General features: G+C 41.8%; 16 protein-coding genes. 9 read left to right on the top strand and 7 right to left on the bottom strand.

Going from position 1 to position 20658, the window contains the following annotated elements; translation table 11 throughout:
* Positions 1 to 309: 309 nt before the first annotated feature.
* The 9 genes from NY014_RS07315 to NY014_RS07355 all read left to right on the top strand — a co-directional run bounded on the left by NY014_RS07315 (position 310) and on the right by NY014_RS07355 (position 12112).
* Positions 310 to 1713 carry a DUF6600 domain-containing protein gene (locus NY014_RS07315; RefSeq protein WP_259413905.1) on the top strand — a complete coding sequence of 468 codons (1404 nt, stop codon included), beginning with the start codon at positions 310 to 312 and terminating at the stop codon, positions 1711 to 1713.
* 125 nt (positions 1714 to 1838) lie between these two features.
* Complete coding sequence (locus NY014_RS07320) at positions 1839 to 4979, top strand: VPS10 domain-containing protein (protein ID WP_259413906.1); 3141 nt, start codon at positions 1839 to 1841, stop codon at positions 4977 to 4979.
* A 230-nt stretch (positions 4980 to 5209) separates the two neighbouring features.
* Positions 5210 to 6097, top strand: coding sequence for a sugar phosphate isomerase/epimerase family protein (locus tag NY014_RS07325; protein WP_259413907.1), 888 nt, complete (start codon positions 5210 to 5212; stop codon positions 6095 to 6097).
* A complete protein-coding gene (locus NY014_RS07330) occupies positions 6094 to 7257 on the top strand; it encodes a mandelate racemase/muconate lactonizing enzyme family protein (protein WP_259413908.1) in 1164 nt (387 codons plus the stop codon). Before NY014_RS07325 ends, NY014_RS07330 begins: the two co-directional genes overlap by 4 nt.
* 4 nt (positions 7258 to 7261) lie before the next feature.
* Entirely contained in the window at positions 7262 to 7753 is a 492-nt protein-coding gene (locus NY014_RS07335; RefSeq protein ID WP_259413909.1) for a VOC family protein, read from the top strand.
* Complete coding sequence (locus tag NY014_RS07340; RefSeq protein ID WP_259413910.1) at positions 7750 to 8709, top strand: 2-hydroxyacid dehydrogenase; 960 nt, start codon at positions 7750 to 7752, stop codon at positions 8707 to 8709. The genes NY014_RS07335 and NY014_RS07340 overlap by 4 nt, the downstream gene beginning before the upstream one ends.
* A 50-nt stretch (positions 8710 to 8759) precedes the next feature.
* A complete protein-coding gene (locus tag NY014_RS07345; protein ID WP_259413911.1) occupies positions 8760 to 9686 on the top strand; it encodes a tetratricopeptide repeat protein in 927 nt (308 codons plus the stop codon).
* Positions 9683 to 10624 carry an FAD-dependent oxidoreductase gene (locus NY014_RS07350; RefSeq protein WP_259413912.1) on the top strand — a complete coding sequence of 314 codons (942 nt, stop codon included), beginning with the start codon at positions 9683 to 9685 and terminating at the stop codon, positions 10622 to 10624. Before NY014_RS07345 ends, NY014_RS07350 begins: the two co-directional genes overlap by 4 nt.
* Before the next feature lie 87 nt (positions 10625 to 10711).
* Positions 10712 to 12112 carry an MFS transporter gene (locus tag NY014_RS07355; RefSeq protein ID WP_259413913.1) on the top strand — a complete coding sequence of 467 codons (1401 nt, stop codon included), beginning with the start codon at positions 10712 to 10714 and terminating at the stop codon, positions 12110 to 12112.
* Between the two features lie 7 nt (positions 12113 to 12119).
* On the opposite strand, the gene NY014_RS07360 is transcribed toward NY014_RS07355, so the two are convergent.
* The 7 genes from NY014_RS07360 to NY014_RS07390 form a co-directional block, all read right to left on the bottom strand.
* A complete protein-coding gene (locus tag NY014_RS07360) occupies positions 12120 to 12803 on the bottom strand; it encodes a dioxygenase family protein (protein WP_259413914.1) in 684 nt (227 codons plus the stop codon).
* 164 nt (positions 12804 to 12967) lie between these two features.
* Positions 12968 to 14212: a serine hydrolase domain-containing protein gene (locus tag NY014_RS07365; RefSeq protein WP_259413915.1), complete on the bottom strand. Its 1245-nt coding sequence runs from the start codon at positions 14210 to 14212 to the stop codon at positions 12968 to 12970.
* Between the two features lie 64 nt (positions 14213 to 14276).
* Positions 14277 to 15392, bottom strand: coding sequence for a lipid-A-disaccharide synthase (gene lpxB / locus NY014_RS07370; RefSeq protein ID WP_259414145.1), 1116 nt, complete (start codon positions 15390 to 15392; stop codon positions 14277 to 14279).
* A gap of 19 nt (positions 15393 to 15411) precedes the next feature.
* Positions 15412 to 15783: a GxxExxY protein gene (locus NY014_RS07375; RefSeq protein WP_259413916.1), complete on the bottom strand. Its 372-nt coding sequence runs from the start codon at positions 15781 to 15783 to the stop codon at positions 15412 to 15414.
* A gap of 99 nt (positions 15784 to 15882) precedes the next feature.
* Positions 15883 to 16302 carry a 6-pyruvoyl trahydropterin synthase family protein gene (locus NY014_RS07380; RefSeq protein WP_259413917.1) on the bottom strand — a complete coding sequence of 140 codons (420 nt, stop codon included), beginning with the start codon at positions 16300 to 16302 and terminating at the stop codon, positions 15883 to 15885.
* 112 nt (positions 16303 to 16414) lie between these two features.
* The gene (locus NY014_RS07385; protein WP_259413918.1) at positions 16415 to 17116 is read right to left on the bottom strand and encodes a hypothetical protein; all 702 of its coding nucleotides are present in this window, start codon (positions 17114 to 17116) and stop codon (positions 16415 to 16417) included.
* Entirely contained in the window at positions 17113 to 20574 is a 3462-nt protein-coding gene (locus tag NY014_RS07390) for a S8 family serine peptidase (RefSeq protein ID WP_259413919.1), read from the bottom strand. The genes NY014_RS07385 and NY014_RS07390 overlap by 4 nt, the downstream gene beginning before the upstream one ends.
* Between the last annotated feature and the right edge of the window lie 84 nt (positions 20575 to 20658).

Here is a 20658-nt window from a genome sequence, read left to right on the forward strand (position 1 = left end):
ACTTTTTAAATAAAAGAATGACCTCTTTCTGAATTTTTTCAAACTCATTAAATTTATTTATTTAATTTTTTTATCAAAGTTCATTTAAAAATAAATTAATTTTTCTTTTAACAAAAATATGAATCGAACCTTTATTAATTTTTTTACGAATAAAAAACTAAAATCAGATCGATTTTCATGAAGATTGGAAATTTGGCTTGATTTTAGTTTTAGTATGCATGCATCCTTTTTTAGAATAATTGCATCTAAGAAATGGAAGCAGCCACTAAACCTGCCCCGATTTATTTGTCCAACTAAACCAACGAAACCATGAAAACCAAACTTATCTCTCGATGGACAGCAGCACTTATGATGGTGATATTTTCCCTGAGTCTGCTTTCCTTTTCTTCCGCAAAAGCAGAAAATTACAATGGGGTATCCTTTCAGGTATTCTATGATGAATTGATGCCTTATGGTGATTGGGTAAAAGATGCCCGATATGGATTTATCTGGCTACCTGCTGTGGGCCCTGACTTCCATCCATACGGCACCAATGGGCATTGGGCTATGACCGAATTCGGAAACACCTGGGTTTCTTATTATGATTGGGGCTGGGCTCCTTTCCACTACGGCCGCTGGTATTACGATGACTTCTATCAAAGCTGGGCTTGGATTCCTGGTTATGATTGGGGTCCTGCTTGGGTGAGTTGGAGAACAGGCGGTGGCTACTATGGATGGGCACCTTTGGGACCTAGGATTTCGATCAGTGTTCGAGTAGGCATCCCTAGCTTCCATTGGGTTTTCCTTCCTCAAAGAAGAATCTACGACCGCTATGCTTGGAGATATTATGCTCCTCACCGTACTAAAATCAAGATCATCAATAGAACTACCGTGATCAACAATACCGTGGTCTATAACAACAACACTTATGTGGCAGGTCCTAGCAGCCGAGAAATCCGTAGAGTTACTGGAAGAAACGTCCCTGTCTATAGACTAGAGAATAGTGCAAGACCTGGCCGTGTGGCAGTTTCCAATAACCGGGTAAGTATGTATCGACCTGATTTGCAATCCAGCCGAAGCAGAACTGCAGAAGCTAGACCTTCTCGAGTACTTGAGTCAAATGAGGCCAGAAGTCGAAGATCTGTGAATGCCACTAGCCCAAGCAGAAGCCGTACGATGGAAAGTTCTCCGAGAGTAAGAACCGAATCAAATACCGGCTCTCGAACTCAAGCTGCCTCACCTAGCCGAAGCTCAAGCAGAAGCGTTCAGCCTGGTAGATCAAGCTCTCCAAGCAAAAGCTTCGAGACTAGACCCTATGAAGCTCCGAGGCAGGATAGTCGCTCTAGCCGAGTTCAATCTAGCCCAAACAGCCGGGAAAATTCGGTAAGACCGGACAATTCCGCTAGAAGCCGAAGCGGATCCTCTAGCAGAGTACAACCTTCTACCCGTAGCTCTTCGGTAACTAAGGCTCCAGCGCCAAGCAGACAGCGAAATGTACAAGCTGCTCCTCAGCGTTCGAGTAGTCGAGTACAGGCCCCTAGCAGTAGAAATACCCGGGTAGAGGCTCCAAAAAGAAGCAGCAGCAGAACCCAAACTCCTACTCGAAGTAGTTCGCGGGTACAATCCTCGAGTAAAAGCAGTTCCAAAGTAGCTACTCCGAGCAGAAGCAGCTCAAGTAAAAAGGCACCTACTCGATCCAGCAGTAGCGCAAGGGGAAATTCAAGAAATAACTAAGTAATAAACACTATAAAAGCCATCTCAATTTTCGAGATGGCTTTTTTATTTGAACTCTTATGTAATTTTTTGATCTACTGAAGTTTCGGCTCAATTTCCTAACTTAAAGCCAAAACCACCAAATCATGAAGAAAAGTATCTTTTTGTTCCTGCTCCTTCTCACTTTTGAAGCAGTAGGCCAAGTCAATTTTGACCAAAATCTCCCCATCAAATACAGAAATATCGGCCCCTATCGAGGTGGTCGTTCTGTAACAGCTACCGGAGTGGTGGGCGATCCTCTCACCTACTACTTTGGCACCACAGGAGGAGGACTCTGGAAAACCAGCGATGCCGGACAGCATTGGGAAAATATTTCGGATGGCTTTTTCACCACAGGATCGGTAGGTGCCGTCGCAGTCTCCGAAAGCAATCCCAATATCGTCTATGTAGGAATGGGCGAGCATGCACCAAGAGGCGTGATGACTTCCTATGGAGACGGAGTCTATAAATCTACTGACGCAGGAAAAACCTGGAAAAAACTCGGCCTGGAAAAAACAGAACACATTTCAAGAATTCAGATTCACCCATCGAATCCAGACATTGTCTATGTTGCAGCGCAAGGAGCTTTAAACGCTCCCAATCCCGATCGAGGAGTCTTTAAATCTACCGATGGAGGCGATACCTGGGAAAAGGTTCTTTATGTAGATGACAAAACCGGGGCCGTGGAGCTTTCTATGGACATGAATACTCCTGAAGTACTTTATGCGGCCATGTGGGAGCATCAGCGTTTGCCGTGGCAGGTGAAGTCAGGCGGTCCGGGTTCGGGTATGTACAAGTCCACAGATTCCGGCGAAACCTGGAAGAAAATAGAAAATGGGCTACCAAAGGAAAAAGGGAAAATGGCCGTTTCCGTTTCCCGCGCCAACCCAAATAAGGTTTATGCTTTGGTGGAAAGCGATACCTATAAAGACCTAGGCGGCTTGTTTGTATCGAATGACGCAGGAGAAAGCTGGACCTTGGTCAACAAGGATAATCGACTGACTCAGCGCGCTTGGTATTACATAGAAGTTTTTGCCGATCCGAATGATGAAAATACCGTTTGGGTGCAAAGCGCGCCAATGCTGAAGTCATTTGACGGAGGAAAAACCTTTGAAGCCATAGACGGAGCGCATGGAGACTACCACGATCTTTGGATCAACCCCAATAACTCCAAAAATATGATTTTGGCAGATGATGGAGGCGGTTCCATCACTTTCAATGGGGGAGAAACCTGGTCCACTCAAAATAATATGCCTACGGCGCAGTTTTATCGAATCAATACAGACAACCAATTCCCTTACCGAATTTATGGAGGGCAACAGGACAATACTTCCGTGGTCATTTCCAGCATGGCTTTGGGCCGAGGAGGAATCGGAGAAGAGCATTGGAATTACTCCGCAGGTGGGGAATCTGCCTTCCTAGCCTTTGATCCGGACGACCCAAGATATGTTTTAGGCGGAAGCTATCAGGGAACGATTGAGGTCTTGGACATGCAGACCCAGGGTTCGACTAATATCATGGCGGCTCCCATCCAATACCTCGGAATGAGCGCTAAGGACATGAAATATCGCTTCAACTGGAACGCTCCGATTATTTGGTCTCAACACGAACCGAACACTTTTTATCATGGAGCCCAAGTGTTGCTGAAAACTCAGGATTGGGGACAAACTTGGACAGAAGTATCACCCGATCTGACTCGAAATGAAAAGGAAAAGCAGGGAACTCCGGGTGTACCCTTTACCAATGAGGCAGTAGGGGCAGAGAATTATGGAACCATCGCCTATGTAATCGAAAGCCCACATGAGGATGGAGTGATTTGGACCGGAAGTGATGATGGTCTGGTTCACCTGACTCAAGACAATGGAGCCACTTGGACCAATGTCACACCGAAAGGCATGCAGGAAACTTTGGTGAATGCGATTGAAGTTTCCCCTCATGATCCGGCTACGGCCTACATCGCCACGACCCGCTACAAATTCAATGATTACACCCCGGCGATCTACAAAACTACCGACTATGGAAAGACCTGGACCAATATTTCCAAAGGAATACCTTATGGAGCCTTTACTCGGGTAGTTCGGGAAGATACCGAAAAAGAGGGACTGCTTTATGCAGGCACCGAACAGGGAATGTATATCTCCCGAGATGGAGGAGCCAATTGGGAATCCTTCCAATTGAACCTACCCATTACCCCGATCACCGACTTGAAAGTGGCCCATGATGATTTGATTGTGGCGACTTCGGGAAGATCTTTTTGGATTTTGGACGAACTGAATGTTGTGCGGGAAGTAAAAGCGGATGTAGATCAGATCACCCTCTACACCCCTGAAGATGCCCTTTTGGCAAATTGGTATTCCAGTATGAATGGAGGGAATTTGGATGATTTTTCCGGAACACATCCTTTCCAGGGATTGAATCCAGCGAATGGCATGGTGATTCACTATTCACTTCCAGAATCGGTAACAGATTCTACCGAATTAACCTTGGAGATTCTGGATGCACAGGGGAATTTGGTGAGAAAAATCTCTTCAAAAAGAGACCCTGAAGCCAAAACTTGGGCGGGTGGTCCTCCAATGGAACCGATCATTTCCACCCGAAAAGGATTGAATCGTTTTGTATGGGATTTGCGCTATCCGACCATGCCGGGAATTCCGGGCGCTTATATCGAGTCGAGTTACCGTGGTCATAAGGCCATCCCGGGAACCTACACAGTTCGCTTAAGCGGCATGGGTGCAAGTTCGGAGGCAAAAGCCGAAATCAAAGATCTCCCTGATTACAACTTAAGTCCTTCAGATTATCAAGCCTATCATGCTTGGATGAGTCAACTTGAGGGGGAGGTGACCTCCATGCACGAGATGGTCAATACGGCCAAGAACTATCAGGACCAACTTTCAGACTTGCTGAAGAAACTGGAAGGAAAAAGCAAGTATTCGGACCTGAAAACTGAAGGCGAAAAACTACTCAGTGAGCTCAAGGCATGGGACGAGAATATGATCCAACGAAGATCTACCGCGTACGACGACGTGGAAAACTTCCCGAATAAGTTTACCGCTAACTTCCTCTTTATGCTGAATCATGGCGAAAGCAGCATCCCGAAAATCAATGAAGGGACCAAAGCTGAATATGCTCGTCTGATGGAAGAGTGGAAACCGCTTAAGGATGAAGGCGAACGCTTGATTCAAACAGCAATTCCTTCCTTTAACCAAATGGCACAGGAAGCAGGAGTTGGGGTGCTATTTGTGAAGTGATTATTCACTATTTTGAAGCTGTAAATTTGAATGGCCCACGGTTGAAACCGTGGGCTATAATTTTTATTTTTCATCTTAACCCTTATTACTTTTCTTTATCAAATCTTCTTAAGATACCTCTAAATCTCCTTTTGTCATTTATGGAGAATAACAAAAGACTATTTCAATGGAATCCCAGTTTTCAAAATTTTCAAGTATCTTATTCGATCTAAAACAATGACAATAAACCTATGCGATTAGCCATTCATAATTGGATGCGGGCGGAAACGCTGGAGAGTACTTTGAAGCGAATTTCAGCGCTCGGATATACCCATTTAGAAATACAGGGCGCCCCCGAAATGTATGATACACAAGAGGTGAAAGAGCTGCTTGAAAAATACGGAATCCAATGTTGGGGTTCGGTCACCCTCATGCTTGAAGAACGAAACCTCTTAGCTAAGGACCCTGATCAGCGCAAACGCTCTGTACAATATGTTTTAGACCTTGCTCAAATGGTCAAGGATTTGGGAGGAAAAGTGATTTCCTTGGTACCTGCTACTGTAGGCAAGATCATCCCGGACGCACGACCTGAAGAAGAGTGGGAATGGGCAGTAGAAGGAGTCAAACAAGTTTATGAATTTACCGAAGCAAATGGTCTTCGAATTGGAATCGAACCAATCAATCGATTTGAAACCTACTTTATCAATCGAGGTGATCAGGCATTGGCTTTGGCCGAAGCGGTAGGCCCGAATTGCGGGGTATGTTTGGATACTTTCCATATGAATATTGAAGAAGTGGACATGTTTGCCACTATGAAGCGAATGGGGTCCCGACTGGTGAATTTTCATGTTGCTGACAACAACCGCATGGCTCCAGGAATGGGCAAACTAGACTGGAAACGAATCATGAGTACCTTGGCTGAAATTGGCTATGATGAAACGCTTTCAGTTGAATTCTGTCCTCCTATAGATCGTACCCCAGCCAACCCTTATCCAAATTCCATTGACGAGGCACCGGAAGGATTGAGTGAGGAGCAATTGAAATTTTTACAGGATCACGGTAGCACAGCCATTACGGAAGAGTTTTATTCCATGCTTACTCAGCGATCAGCAGACCTTCTAAAGCCTTACCTATCATGAAGATCGTCAACATAGAGGCTTATTGGTTGCGCTGTCCTATTCCCAAGGAAAAGCAACATCGCTCCGACTATGGACTATTGACCAATTTCGACATGACTTTGGTGGTGGTTACCACCGATACAGGTTTGCAAGGCTTCGGAGAGGCCAAAGCAGCTGTAGGTTCTTCGGGGTCCTGCGCCAGCATCGTGAGTTGTATCGAGCATGAACTCAAACCTGCTCTTATTGGTCAGGATGCAGGAGAAATTAATCGAATTTGGGAGATTGTTTACAATGGGACAAGAGACCATTATGCCCTTTCCAGAGGTCGCAAATTCCCAATTTTAGGAAGAAGAGGACTAACTATTTCAGCCTTGAGTGGAATCGATACTGCCTTGTGGGATATCAAGGGAAAATCCTTGGGTGCCCCGATTGTGGATCTTTTAGGAGGAAGTTGTAGGGATAAAATGCCAGCCTATGCAAGTGGTGGCTGGGCCAATGCTGAAGCCATAGGAGAACAATTATTGGGTTATACCGAAAAAGGATTTTCCGGAGTCAAAATGCGAGTTGGTGTCATGGATGAAAGTGTGGGAGAAAGTATCAAACGCGTGAAAGCTGCCCGGGAAGCACTCCCTGATCATATCAAATTGATGACGGATGCTCATGGCACCTTCAGCGTTCCAGAGGCCAAACAATTTTGTAGAGGGGTTGCAGATTGTAATTTGTATTGGTTTGAAGAACCTATCTGTCCGGACAATAAAATAGGAACTGCGGAAGTTCGGGCTAGTACCCACATTCCGATTGCAGCTGGAGAAAGTGAATACACCGCTTTTGATGTACGGGACCTGATTGCTGAGAAAGCCTTGGATGTCATTCAACCTGATTGCGCCATCATAGGAGGAATTACCGAAGCGATGCGGGTAGCCCAATTAGCTCATACTTATCAATTGGAGCTGGCTCCTCATTGTTGGGGATCTGCATTTTCCTTTATGGCAGGTGCTTCCATTGCCTTTGCCTCCCCTTCAGCCAATGTCATTGAATTTTCCTTGGGAGGAAATCCAATGATGTATGATTTGGTGAATGAAAAAATCAGTGTCGACCAGCATGGCATGCTGGCTAAACCCGATAAACCTGGATTGGGATTGACCCCCAATTGGGATTTTGTAAACGAATTCAAACAATAAAATCATGGCAAAAGCAATACAAATCAATCACATTGCCTTAGTGGTAAGCAATTTGGAAGAGGCTTGTGAGTTTTATGAAATGGAATTGGGGATGGAACCAATCCCTGCATTTTTATTTGACTATCCGACCGCTTTCTTCAAGATCAATGAAGACCAACAACTACACCTGACCGAATGGGATGATGTATATTCTTTCCGTGGACACATGTGTCTGCAAGTAGATGATATCAATGCCATCTATTGGCGAATGAAGGAACTGGGAGTAATTGACGTCAATCCTTGGGGCTATGTACGACAATTACCCGATGGACCGATTCAGATGTTTGTTCGGGACCCATCCGGAAATCTTCTTGAGCTTTCCTCTGCTCCAGATGCAAAAATTGACCCTAAGATATTTGAAGACGAACTGTTCAAGCCTGGGATTTATGTTTCCGGTAGAAATGATTTCCGAGGCTACAAGTCCAAAGATGCCACCCTTTACCATAAGAATAAATGAAGCAAAAGATTTTGCTTTTGGAGACCTTGGCAGAGGAAGCCATGGAAATACTCCTTGCGGACAATTCCTATGAGGTGATTTTGGCCTTTAACGAGGAAGTCTTGCAAGCAGCCATTGAAGAAGGAAATATCCAAGCAATCATCACCCGAGGAAAAGGTCAGGTCCGAGCAAATTTGATGGACCAAATCCCCAGTCTTCAACTAATTGCGCGAGCTGGAGTTGGCTTGGATAATATCGATGTTGATGAGGCTTCCAAACGGAAAATCAAAGTCGTCAATGCGCCCAATAGCAATGCCAATACTATTGCTGAACATACCATAAGCCTTATTCTCAATCTACAGCGAAACATGTATACCGCATTTTCCATGGTCAAGGAAGGACGCTGGAAAGATCGAGGAAATTATGTAGGAGATGAGGTCCATGGCAAGACACTTGGGATTTTGGGAATGGGAAACATCGGAAAAAAGGTCGCTAAAATCGCCGAGGCATTGGGAATGAAAGTTTGTTATTGGAGTGCTTTTAAGGAAGATGTACCCTACCCTATGCTTTCCCTTCAGGAAGTATTGAATAATTCAGATATTATCAGTCTCCACCTTCCTCTCACTTCAGAAACCGAAAACATGATCAATTCAGAAGCATTGGCACAAATGAAAAAAGGCGCACTTCTGATTAATACTGCAAGAGGAAAAATCATAGATCAAAAAGCTTTAAATGAAGCTTTGGAATCAGGGAAATTAGGAGGTTTTGCAGCTGATGTTTTGGCGGTAGAACCGCCAGAAGCGGATGAGCCTTTGATCAAACATCCAAATACATTAATTACTGCGCATGTTGGCAGCTTAACAAAAACCACCTACACTCAAATGTGTACCATGACGGTTGAGAATACGCTGGCAATTTTGAATGGAAAGGAAGCATCCCCCAATTGCATTTTCAATCGAAAAGCTTTGGGAATTTAATTTTCAAGAATTAATCAACTCCTAGAAAAACACCTTTATTTAAATCTGCCATGCGTTTTATTTTAATGCTTTGTTGCCTTTCAATTCTTTTTGCTTGTACCCAAAAGCAGGAGAAAAAGAAAGAAATAGAAAAGGAAACTTCCTTTACCACTCCATTGGGTAAAACCTACGAAATCCCCCAACCCTCTGAAAAGAGTATAGCCCAATATGATGAAGCAAAGGCAACTTACCTAGCCAATCCGGAAGATGTTGAAGCCTTGATTTGGTTTGGCCGAAGGACAGCGTATTTGGGGCAATACCAAGAAGCAATTTCTATCTATAGCAAAGGAATAGAAAAATTCCCTAAAGACCCCCGACTCTATCGACATAGAGGCCATCGCTATATCTCCATTCGAGAATATGATCAAGCGATCGCAGATTTAGAAAAGGCTGCCGAGTTGATTCAAGGCACAACCAATGAAATAGAGCTGGATGGCATGCCCAATGCCTTGAATATTCCTGTGAGTACCCTTCATGGGAATATTTACTACCATTTAGGCTTAGCCTACTACCTCAAGCACAACTACGAAAAAGCCTATGAGGCTTACCTTAAATGCCGGGAAAGCGGAAATAATTACGATAATATCGTTTCCAGCACGCATTGGCTGTATATGATTCAGCAAAGGATGGGAAATCCTGAAAAAGCTGATTCGCTCTTGGCTCCGATTCATGCTGACTCAACCGTCATTGAAAACCAAAGCTATGCGGACCTTTGCCATCTTTACAAAGGTTGGATTCCTGTAGATTCACTCATTCAAACTGGCCCAGGCAACCCTTCCAATGATGCCATTCGATACGGTGTTGCCAATTGGTATTTATATCACGGAGACACGACTCAGGCTCGATTACTTATGGAAGAATTGTTGGATAGCCAAGCATTCTCTTCCTTTGGCTATTTGGCAGCTGAAAGTGACCGGATTCAGTTATTTGAGCAATGAAGTCTGTAACGGTTATCGGATCGGGAATTATCGGACTCACCACTGCAAATGCACTTCAAGAGCAAGGTTTTCAAGTTCGCATTGTTGCCAAAGAGCGATTTGATAAAACACTTTCCAATAAAGTTGGGGCTGTTTGGTTTCCCTATGCCATCGAACCTATAAAAAAGTCAAGCTTCTGGGCTGCTCAATCTTTTGATCGATATAAAAAAGAAGCTGGAATTGCTCCCGGTATTTCCTTTGTCCCTTTTCTCAATGCCTATGTTGATGAAAGCAAAGAAGAATGGGTTGATCAATTACCGCCGGGAACTGTCAGAAAAGCTAAACCTGAAGAATTACCCAAGGGCATGGAAAAAGGACTCATTGCTGAAGTGCCGCTGGCCAAACCTCCACTTTACCTACCTTATTTGTTTGAAAAGTTTTTAAGTTCGGGTGGAACATTTGAGCAAAAAAACCTAACAAATATGGAAGAAATAGCCAACCTCGATTCATGGGTTATTAATTGTACCGGGCTTGGTGCAAGGGCCTTATGTGAGGATGAAGATCTTCATCCTATGCGTGGACAGATTCTTCGGGCAGAAAAACTTACGGTTCCTTCTTTCGCTGATCCTACCAAAAAAGGAGCACTCTCCTATATCATCAATCGAAGTAAGGACTCCGTCATTGGAGGCACAGACTATGATGATGACTGGAATGAATCCATTGATCCAAATGACACTAATTTGATTTTAAGTCGACTCAAAGCCTTTGGGATTGAATCAGACCCTAAAATTCTGGAAGTTATTGTAGGCCTTCGACCCAAACGAAGTGCTGTCAGATTCGAGTTTGATTCCGATTACCCAAATGTCTTTCATAATTATGGACATGGAGGAGCAGGATTTACTGTAGCTTGGGGATGTGCGCTGGAACTTTCGAATATTCTTTCTCAAAAAGCTAGATAAGCTAAAGTCTCAAAGGAACTTTTGGAGCAGGCCAGGACCTAACCTTATATTGAGAATACTTAGCAAATACTTTTATACTGGTTCTAGATGAATTCAGATCAGGTCCATTTAAAAAACAAACAAATCCTCCCCATCATCTTGGCTACCGCCATTTTTATGTTGATGCTGGATTCTACCATCTTGAATACATCACTTCCTGCCATTGCAGAAGACCTGAATGAATCCCCTTTAAACATGCAAAATGCCATCATCAGCTATGTGCTGACAGTGGCTTTATTGATGCCTATCAGTGGGTTTATGGCGGATCGCTTTGGTACCAAAAAAGTCTTCATTTCCGCTTTGACCCTATTTGCGCTTGGATCACTTCTTTGTTCACTTTCCCAAAATCTTACCCACCTTGTTATTTCCCGGGTGATTCAGGGAGTGGGCGGGAGTATGATGACACCCGTAGGAAGGCTCACCTTAATCAAAACCTTTCCCAAAAATGAGCTGGTTCGGGCCATGAATTATGCGATTGTCCCTGCTTTGATTGGGCCAATATTAGGACCTTTGGTTGGTGGCTATATGGTAGATTATGTCTCCTGGCACTGGATCTTTTTGATCAATTTACCCATAGCCCTGATGGGGATTATCCTGAGCGTAATTTATCTTCCGGATTATCACTCCCACTCATCAGGTTTTGATATTAAAGGCTTTTTTATTTTCGCAGCTGCAACTTTTATACTTTCCGTCTCTCTAGAACTTTTGGGGAACTCCGTTCAAACAACCCCGCTTTTATTGGGCTTATTTTTCGGATTTCTATTGCTCTATTTCTACTATCGCCATGCAAAAAAGCAAGTCGAACCTATTTTCCCTTTGGAACTTTTTCAGGTCAGGACTTTTCGGGTTGGAATAATTGGAAATCTAGCCACACGCTTAGGAATCAGCTCTGTTCCGCTACTTTTACCCTTAATGATTCAGATTGCCTATGGAAAATCAGCTGTCATTTCAGGTTGGATTGTAGCACCCATGGCCTTAACTGCTATGATTGGAAAATCGGTTGTTCTAAAAATCCTAAAATCTCTTGGCTATCGTAAAACCTTGATTTTTAATACACTAGTTATTGGGCTTTTGATCAGCTCCTTTTCTATCCCAGGACTAGAAAGCTCCATTTATTGGCATATTCCAATTATTGCAATTCTCGGTTTTTTCAACTCCATTCAATTCACCTCTATGAACACCATTGCCATTGCTGATTTGCGGCCTTATCATACGAGCAGCGGCAATTCACTTCTATCAGTCAATCAACAACTGGCCATAGGCTTTGGAGTCGCCTTTGGATTGGTTGTTCTCAAATTATTCGAAGGAGATGAAAAATTAATTCAAGGCGAAATTCATCAGGCATTTCGCTATACTTTTTTGGTAATAGGAGTACTCACTATGCTATCTGCTTTGGTTTTTAGAAGGCTCCATTTTAGGGATGGGGATAATCTTAAAACTCAAAATTAAAATCCAATCACCCTACAGTGAGTACCTTTCTTAAGGAATAACCATCGCTGAGGTTTCCCAGAAGAGAATCAGCCATATTCCCTTCTAGGCTATTTCGAAAAATTCCATCCGCTTCATTGGGAGTGTCCTCAGGTCCTTTGTATTCCTGACTTGCATAAACCTCTTCAGTAGCTTCATTCGGAAATGCAATCTGAGTACTCAAAACAATTTTACCACCCTTCAAAACATCCACATGAATATGAGGGGCTCTGCCCGGATACCAACCTGGAAAAATACTGATAAATGAAACCTCACCATTAGCATCAGTTGTCTGACGTCCTCTTAGAAAAGAAACCTTTGTAAAATCCTTTTCTTGCAAGGGGTGATTGCCATATTGGCTATAATATCCTTTTGCATCACAATGCCAGATATCTACTTCGGCTCCTGATAATGGTTCACATGGCTCCCCGCTGTTTTGTATTTTTAAATTAATCAAAAGTGCAATTCCCTGCCTATCTGCAACAATATTTGTGCGCATTAACTCGGCTGGAGATTTATTTGGAAATGGCCCACGGGTTTCAGAGGGCGATTTCAAGCATTTCTCATCTTGATTGATGGAGTTTTTTGATTGGGACACACTTCCTGCTACGGGCAGTGCTACAATCCCTCCAAACCCAGCAAGGGTTTTCCTTAAAAAGTCTCTCTTTTTCATAGGGCAAGGTTTTGAATAAGTATAAGATACTGATTTACATTAACTTACCAATAAAATCCTATGATAATTTTTGAAGTTCAATACTATAATTTGCTGAATTTTTTTTTTCATAAGAAAAAAGGGGAGCTAATAACTCCCCTTAATAATTTCCAAACTCTTGATTTTTATTCAATTAGCGTAAAAACCATTTGCCTGAATTTCCAGCTTGTTTGATCTCCATTTCCAGCACCGGAAGTTTGTTTAAAGATCAGGCCTATGATATTCTCCTCCGGATCTGCAAAATATTGAGTATTGAAATATCCTCCCCAATCAAAGGTCCCTTCACTTCCTATACCTCCTGTGGCAACTCCTTCATCTGTTACTAAACCAAAGGCCAAACCATATTTTTTATCCCCTTGCATCAATTCACCAACTTGATTCTTCATCATGGTTTCAATTGTCTTTGAGCTTAAAATTCGCTTTCCATTTAACTCACCTCTGTTGAGATACATTTGGAGAAATTTGGCATAATCTTCCGTAGTACTGGATAGTCCTGCTCCACCAGAGAAAAAGCGCTTTGCACCTTTTCTTGGATAATCAGGATCATAAAAGGTAACCGGATAGGCTTGCCAATTCCCTTCTCTAAATGTATGAACAGTCACTAATCGAGGTGCTTGGGCGGAGGAAAGATAAAAACGGGTGTCATTCATCTCCAAAGGATCAAAAATCCGCTCTTTCAAAAACTCATCAAAAGGTTGTCCACTGATCACCTCAATGAAATAACCTAGAACATCCAGTCCTTCAGAATAAGTGAATTTGGCGCCCGGATCGTGATGAAGCGGAAGTTTAGCCAACCTCATTACACTCTCTTTAATGGAGATATCTTCAGTGGTAAATAGGTCGACAACTCCGGCTTTATGATAAATCATCTTCATCCGCTCATCTCCATCGATGACACCATAGCCTATACCAGAGGTATGCGTCAATAAATGCCGAATCGTAATTTCTTGACTTGCTGGCCTAGTCGTATAGGTAGTATCTCCATAGCGAAATCCAGTTAAAACCTGTGGGTTTTTGAACTCGGGAATGTATTTGGAAATAGGATCATCCAAACGGAATTTCCCCTCTTCCCAAAGAATCATAACTGCCGTCGATGTTATTGCTTTTGTCTGAGATGCTATCCTGAAAATATGATCTTTTTTCATGGAGCTTTTTGAAGCAACATCCGCATATCCTTTCGCTTCATGATAAACTACTTTTCCGTCTTTTAAAACCATGGCCACGAGGCCGGGAACCTGCTGTTCAGCAATTGCTTCTTCAAGCATGGCGTCCAATTTCTGAACACGATCTTGAATTATTCCATCGACAGATTGAGGGAAGGCAGAAATTGAAAACATCCCTGCTAAAAGGAGTAAATAGATTCTTTTCATAGGATTAGGATTTCTTCAAATTATTGATTTTTAAAGGAAATAACTAAAACAAAAAATAGGAACGCTACTTCAAGCTTTCAATTATCCTTTTTGCAACTGTCTCAGAAGCAGATTGATCTCCTAGTTTTTCAAGAATCTCATCATAGCCCTGAAATATTTCACCCTTATGAATGGGATTTGTAAAAATGGCATTAAGTTCTTTTTCAATTTGTGCAGGCGAAAAATCATCTTGAATCAATTCTTTCACTACTTCTTTACCCGCAATCAAATTCACTAAAGAAATAAAAGGAACGCGAATTACTCGCCTTCCAATCTGATAGGAGATCGGAGATGTACGATATACAACGACTTGAGGAACACGGAAAAGTGCTGTTTCTAAAGTAGCTGTTCCTGAAGTAACCACTGCAACAGTCGCATGAGATAATAGGTCATAAGTTTGATTGAAAACCACTTTAATCCCTGCTTTTTCAGCGGGAGAATAAAGACTCTTATCCAGACTATCCACTCCTGCCACTACCCATTGTCCCAATGGAAATTTGGAAACCAATTCCACCATAGTTTGGAGCATGGCTTTCACTTCCTGTTTCCTGCTTCCCGGCAGTAGGGCAATGATAGGAGCGTAGCTTAGCTCATTTTTTTGAAAGAAAAATTCATGAGGTTTGAACTTTCTGATTTCATCCAAAAGTGGATTCCCTATATATTCAACCTCCATATCAAACTTTTGAAAAAACTCTGGCTCAAAGGGAAGAATACTGTAAATCTTATTGGTGAATGCCTTGAGTTTTAAGGCTCTTTTTTGGTTCCAAGCCCAAACCTTTGGAGGAATGTAATAGTGGACCGGAATTCCATTGTCAGTTGCAAATGCTGCAATTTTCATATTGAAACCACCATAATCCACTAGAATCACCGCATCCGGTTTATATTCCAAAATATCTTCTTTAACCAATCGGAGATATTTCAACACCTTCTGAAATCCCAAAACCACCTCCAAAAAACCCATCAAAGCGACCTCTGAATAATCAACAGCCAAATCAACTCCTGCATCTTGAGAATAGCTCCCCCCCATTCCCCGGAATTCAATTTCAGGCGAAAGCTTTTTCACAGCAGCCACCAAATTTGAAGCATGCAAATCACCTGATCGCTCACCGGATATGATGTAGAGTTTCTTTTTATTTACCACAGAGGACACAGGGGATAAGCTAGTTTTTTAATCTTATTAAACCATTGACAAGCTTTAGGACATTGAAATTCATTAATAAACCAATTTTATAACCACTCAATTTGAGATAAGTAATCATTTGAGCTTTATGAATATCCTTTAACTTTTTTACGCTTTTTAATTCCAATACAACTTGATCCTCAACCACCAAGTCTAAACGGTAACCACATTCAAGATACAAACCATCAAAATAAACAGGTAATGGCTTTTCTTTTTCAACCTTTAACCCTGTGGTTTTAAGCCGATGATACAAACAGTTTTGATAGGTACTTTCGAGTAAACCTGGACCTAAACTTCGATGTACATAAATAGCTTCACCGATTATTATTTCAGTAATATCAAAATCACCCATGAAGGAAATTAACCTATTTCACTAAAAATCTAAAATTAAATAAGAAGCGAAAATTAAATTCTAATAAAAAAATCTCCTTTTCCTCTGTGGTGAAAAAAATCACTCACCAAAATACTCCACAAAATTCCTCGGAGTTTCATACAGAGTCAATTTATGCAAACCACCATTTGGAGTAATTTCCTTAATGGCTGGCTCTAGGATTTTCCAAAATTCCATAATTAGAATCTCGCAAGAAGCCATTTTCCCCTGCATGAAGTCCACATCTAGATTCAAGTTTTTATGATCTACTTTATCAATCACTAGCTTCTTGATAAGAGTACTCAATTCTTTTAAGTCTACCACAAAACCTGTTCCAGGATCAGGAATCCCCTTTACAGTCACGATCAACTCAAAATTATGCCCATGCCAGTTCACATTGGCGCAAGGTCCAAAAACCTCAAAGTTTTTTTCATCGGACCAATTTGGATTCCAAAGCTTATGGGCGGCATTGAAATGCTCTTTTCGGCAAACGTAGATCATCGGCACTAGAAATTCGCTGCAAAGGTAGGTAAAAGATCAGAGATTGAAAATCTGGTCAAAATACAAAAGCCCTGATAATAATCAGGGCTTTACCATTGATTTTAACGGGGATTTAAGCCTCATTCAGTTTTTGAAAGAATAGCACCAAGTGATCTTCGCGAGAAAGATCCAACTTATTGTCTTTGACAATTTGCTTTGCCAAATCAGCATCCTTTTCATTTAAGGACTTGATAATATTATTTGTCTTAGCTCTTACAGATTCTACCTTATTATTAGCATCAATCAGAAAGAATCGTTCTTCGAAAACAAACAACTTGCCTGGGGTTGGCGCATAGCTATTTTTAGGAGGAGTAACCAAGTCAGAATAGAATTTACGAACCAAGGTGTATTTCTCTCCTTCTGCAATCACATTCACCAAATCATCGGGCTTTACTCCATCGATCATATCGAATCCTTTCTTGAACAGCAATCTGGTCAAAAGTCCCTGCTCAGTATTGTTTGCAATAACGATAGAAGGACGCTCAAGCATTGCATATTCCACATAAGCTTTATTGAGGTAGATCTTATTCCCTGCCTCATTGATTACTTCTAGCTCATTCTCATAAATATTGAATTTATAAGCCACGTTTTCCTTTAATCCCGCATTTGAAAGGGAAATATCTCCTCTTGACCAATCTTCAAATAGATACGGTGAACCTTCCACTCCTGAATAACCGGAAAGTCTGGCAGGAGCACCATTCATGTCAATATTTGAAAGCTGTCCGTAGGATACTTGAGCTAAAAAAAGGAAAGCTACAATTACTAATTTTCTCATTGTTTAATTACTTTTTTGTGTAAGGTTAAATGGTTGGTATTAATTTTCAGTATATAAATTCCTCTAGTGAATGGTAAGTTCAATTCTACGTCAACTTCATCCGTATTTTTACTTAGGTCCATGGTTCGATAAACCCGACCTGCCATATCTACGATTGACAAAGAAATTGGTCCTCGATATTCATTTGAGATCATTACTTTGATTTGATCATCAGATGGTATTGGACCCACAAAAATCCCAAACCTTGATAATTCCTGCTCTTGATTTGGAATAGCTGAAATCACTACTGGATCGGAAACTCTATTACAGATTTCATTGAAGATTGCTACTTGATAGGAACCATCCGAATCAGCTTGAATAGAACGAGTAGTTGCACCCGGAATTGCTTCGCCATTTAGATACCATTGATAAGCATCCCCAGGCTGCTGCGAGGTCAATGAATTCCCATTAGCCACAATTACGGGCTTTACAAGCTCATTACTTCCGATTTCAACGGTCTGCTCAAAAAGCGTAGACCCTGATTCATTAGCAATTGTCAACTTCACGGTGTAAGTGCCTGGAGAATCAAAGACAAAGAATGGATTCTCAAGGGTAGAATTACCTATTCCATCGAAATCCCAAGCATAAGAGGATATTGCTCCTTCACTGAGATTTTCGAAAGTAACCGCTGCTCCTTCACAAGGATAAAGCACTCGGAAATTGGCGAAAAGCACATCATCACAATTTTGAGCGAGCCAACCATCTGAATTGGTAATGGAAGCCGCGGTCCCCAAATTGACGATAGCTTGCCCTTCTAAATCCACATTCTCTACTTCAAGATTTTCGAAACAATACTTTCTGTAAATGTTATGAACAATCTTGCCTTTATTGGTGGCTCTAATTTTTGCACTTGCCGATTCAGTAGCTGTGGAAACAATCTCCTCCTGAATCACCAATTCGCCATTTGGACCTAAATCCAATTCTGAGGAAGTGCCCATAGAAAGACGATTGGCAGTAGCAGTTTCCCGATCCAAAAAGACCTTTGCACTCTCGATATTCAAATGTTCAAACCCTTCACTTAACAAGGTCAAATTACCTGATGCTACATGAAGTTCTTGGACAGGTTCTGAAGTAAGCACATTGAACAGACCATTTTCTCCATTGAAAGTCACAGTGACAGCGGATTTCAGACTAGCATTTGGCTCTACTATAAAATCTTCTTCAAAATTCAAGAAGGAAAAACTTCCGTCCAATGAACCCGATCCGACCATTTCTAAGGATTTCAATTGTATGAAAGCCATATCACTTTTTACATGCGCTCCATCAATTCTCAAATTCCCTAAAACATCGGCATCAATTAATCTCCAATTTCCTGAATTGAAATTCAGGTTCACGTTGTCGAAGGTGGTCTGACCAAATTCAACTAAATGCGAGTTTTCATCTGAGTTTTCGAACACCAAAGAACCATTCTTGATCTCAGTTATTTGGTTACTTACTCGGAAGCCGTTGGTAACCTTTACTTCATTTCCTTGGAGGTCAAAGGATAAAGTTTGATCACCAAATAGGTTTATACTGAAGGCATTAGCAGTAGTAGGGAAATTAACAGTTGCTGCACCACCATCTCTTCCTTCAAAAACAACTCTACTGCCTGAACTTGGGATTTTGCCAGCAGGACTTCCTCCAGAGGTAGATGACCAGTTATTTCCGTCATTCCAATCTCCATTTGCACCACCAATCCAATACAAGGTTTCATCTGCTCCATCCACAGTACCTCCTGTGAAGACAAAAGCATATTGCTGTACATCGAATTGTAGATCATTCTTATGGCTGATGCGAACAGTGTATAGTTTCGGCTCAGGACTATCAATTAAAACCTGCTCAACGTTATCTCTGAAATTGTCTGAAGTTCTTACAGCCCGAGCCCCGGCACGTTGGGAAGGGTCCAATGTCCACGGGAAAAACTCTTTACCATCTTCATCAAAAATTCGTAGATCCAAGTCATTAACCAACATCAAATTGGTTGGGTTATTTGCTTGGCCTGGGGGACTCCCAGCAGGATCTGTCCATGCTATCGTTGCCCGGATCGGAGTCACGCCATCCGATACGAATTTAAACTCATGTATTTCTCCATTTCCAAGAATGTCTTCCCTGATAAATTGAGAAGTTCCATCTTCATTGAGGATGATTTTTGCAGCAGCATTAACATCCAATAAGCCCCAACCATACATGTAATCAGGCCCAGGAGCAGGACCGGCTTCTTTGGCCGTATGAATAGCCAAAGCTTTCAAAGAGGATGAAAGCATAAATCGCCCGGAATTTCGCTCAGAAAATAATTGCTGAAGCAAAAACATGGAACCTGTGGCATTTGGCGCTGCCATAGAGGTACCGCTTTGGCTCGCATAGCTATCTCCACCTTGAGGGCCAATGGAAGCACTAAAAACACCTACTCCCATTGCCACTAAATCAGGCTTAATTCTTCCATCATCAACGGGGCCCCAAGAAGAAAATCCGCTCATTTTTACATCCTCAGGACCATTATAATCCAAAACCTGCTCTACAGCTCCAATGGCAAAATTATTCTTCGCAACTCCTTCTGGTCCAATCGTATCATCTGGACCATCTGGGTCGCGCGTACCATCTCCTACATCATCCCGGTCATTCCCGGCTGACCAAACCACGCTATAATATGGCTTGGAATAAAGCAATTCATCAATTGCTTGACTCTTTGTACTATAAAAACCAAAACGCCAGTCTTTATCAGGATCAACAGCAGGATTACCTACCCATTGCCAGGAACCATTATTAATTCTCCAACCTAAAACAATCCCATAGGAATGATTAGAGATGAGCATGCCATTCGTTTTTGTTTCAGGATCGTAGGCATTGGCATTCATCTTGGAAATGTCTGATTCCCAATTAAAGGACCATCCTGTAGCTTCATAGGCCATTCCTTTAGCCATAGGATTTACTCCTCCACCTAAAACTGTACCGGTAACATGTGTTGCATGCGTACTTAAATCTTCTGATGACCCGTCAATCTGAGTAAGTCTACCCTGAAATTCAACATGGTCAGGTTTAGGTCTTGTTTGATCAAAAATACCGACTGTAAGACCTTTTCCAGTCAAGTCCAAACCTAATTCCCCATCAGGCTGGAGAGTAACAGCACCTGTTGTAATTGCCGCATTCTTATTGTGAGGAGCATAAAAAACAGGACTACCTGATTCATCTAAAAATTGAACTTTAGATACAAATCCATCGCCTAGGTCAAATTCTCCATTTGCATTCAAGTAGGAGAATTGACTTAAATATCCTTGGTTAGGAATATATCTTAGTTTTTCTAAGGTTTTTTGAAGATTAGATTGTACTTCCTCTCTAGCTTTTTTTAATAAGACTTGCTTTTCTTGAACCTCCTGAGCTTGTAATTCTACTCCAAGAAGTGTCAGCAAAAGAATAATAATTGGGGTAAATTTTCTCCTCATACTTAATCAAACTACCGCTCTAGTCTTTGGGTTTATTTTTACTCGATTTTTTGTCTAAAAATAAACTACGAAACGAGAATATGT

This window comes from Algoriphagus limi (assembly GCF_024919275.1).
In the GTDB taxonomy this organism is placed as follows: domain Bacteria; phylum Bacteroidota; class Bacteroidia; order Cytophagales; family Cyclobacteriaceae; genus Algoriphagus; species Algoriphagus limi.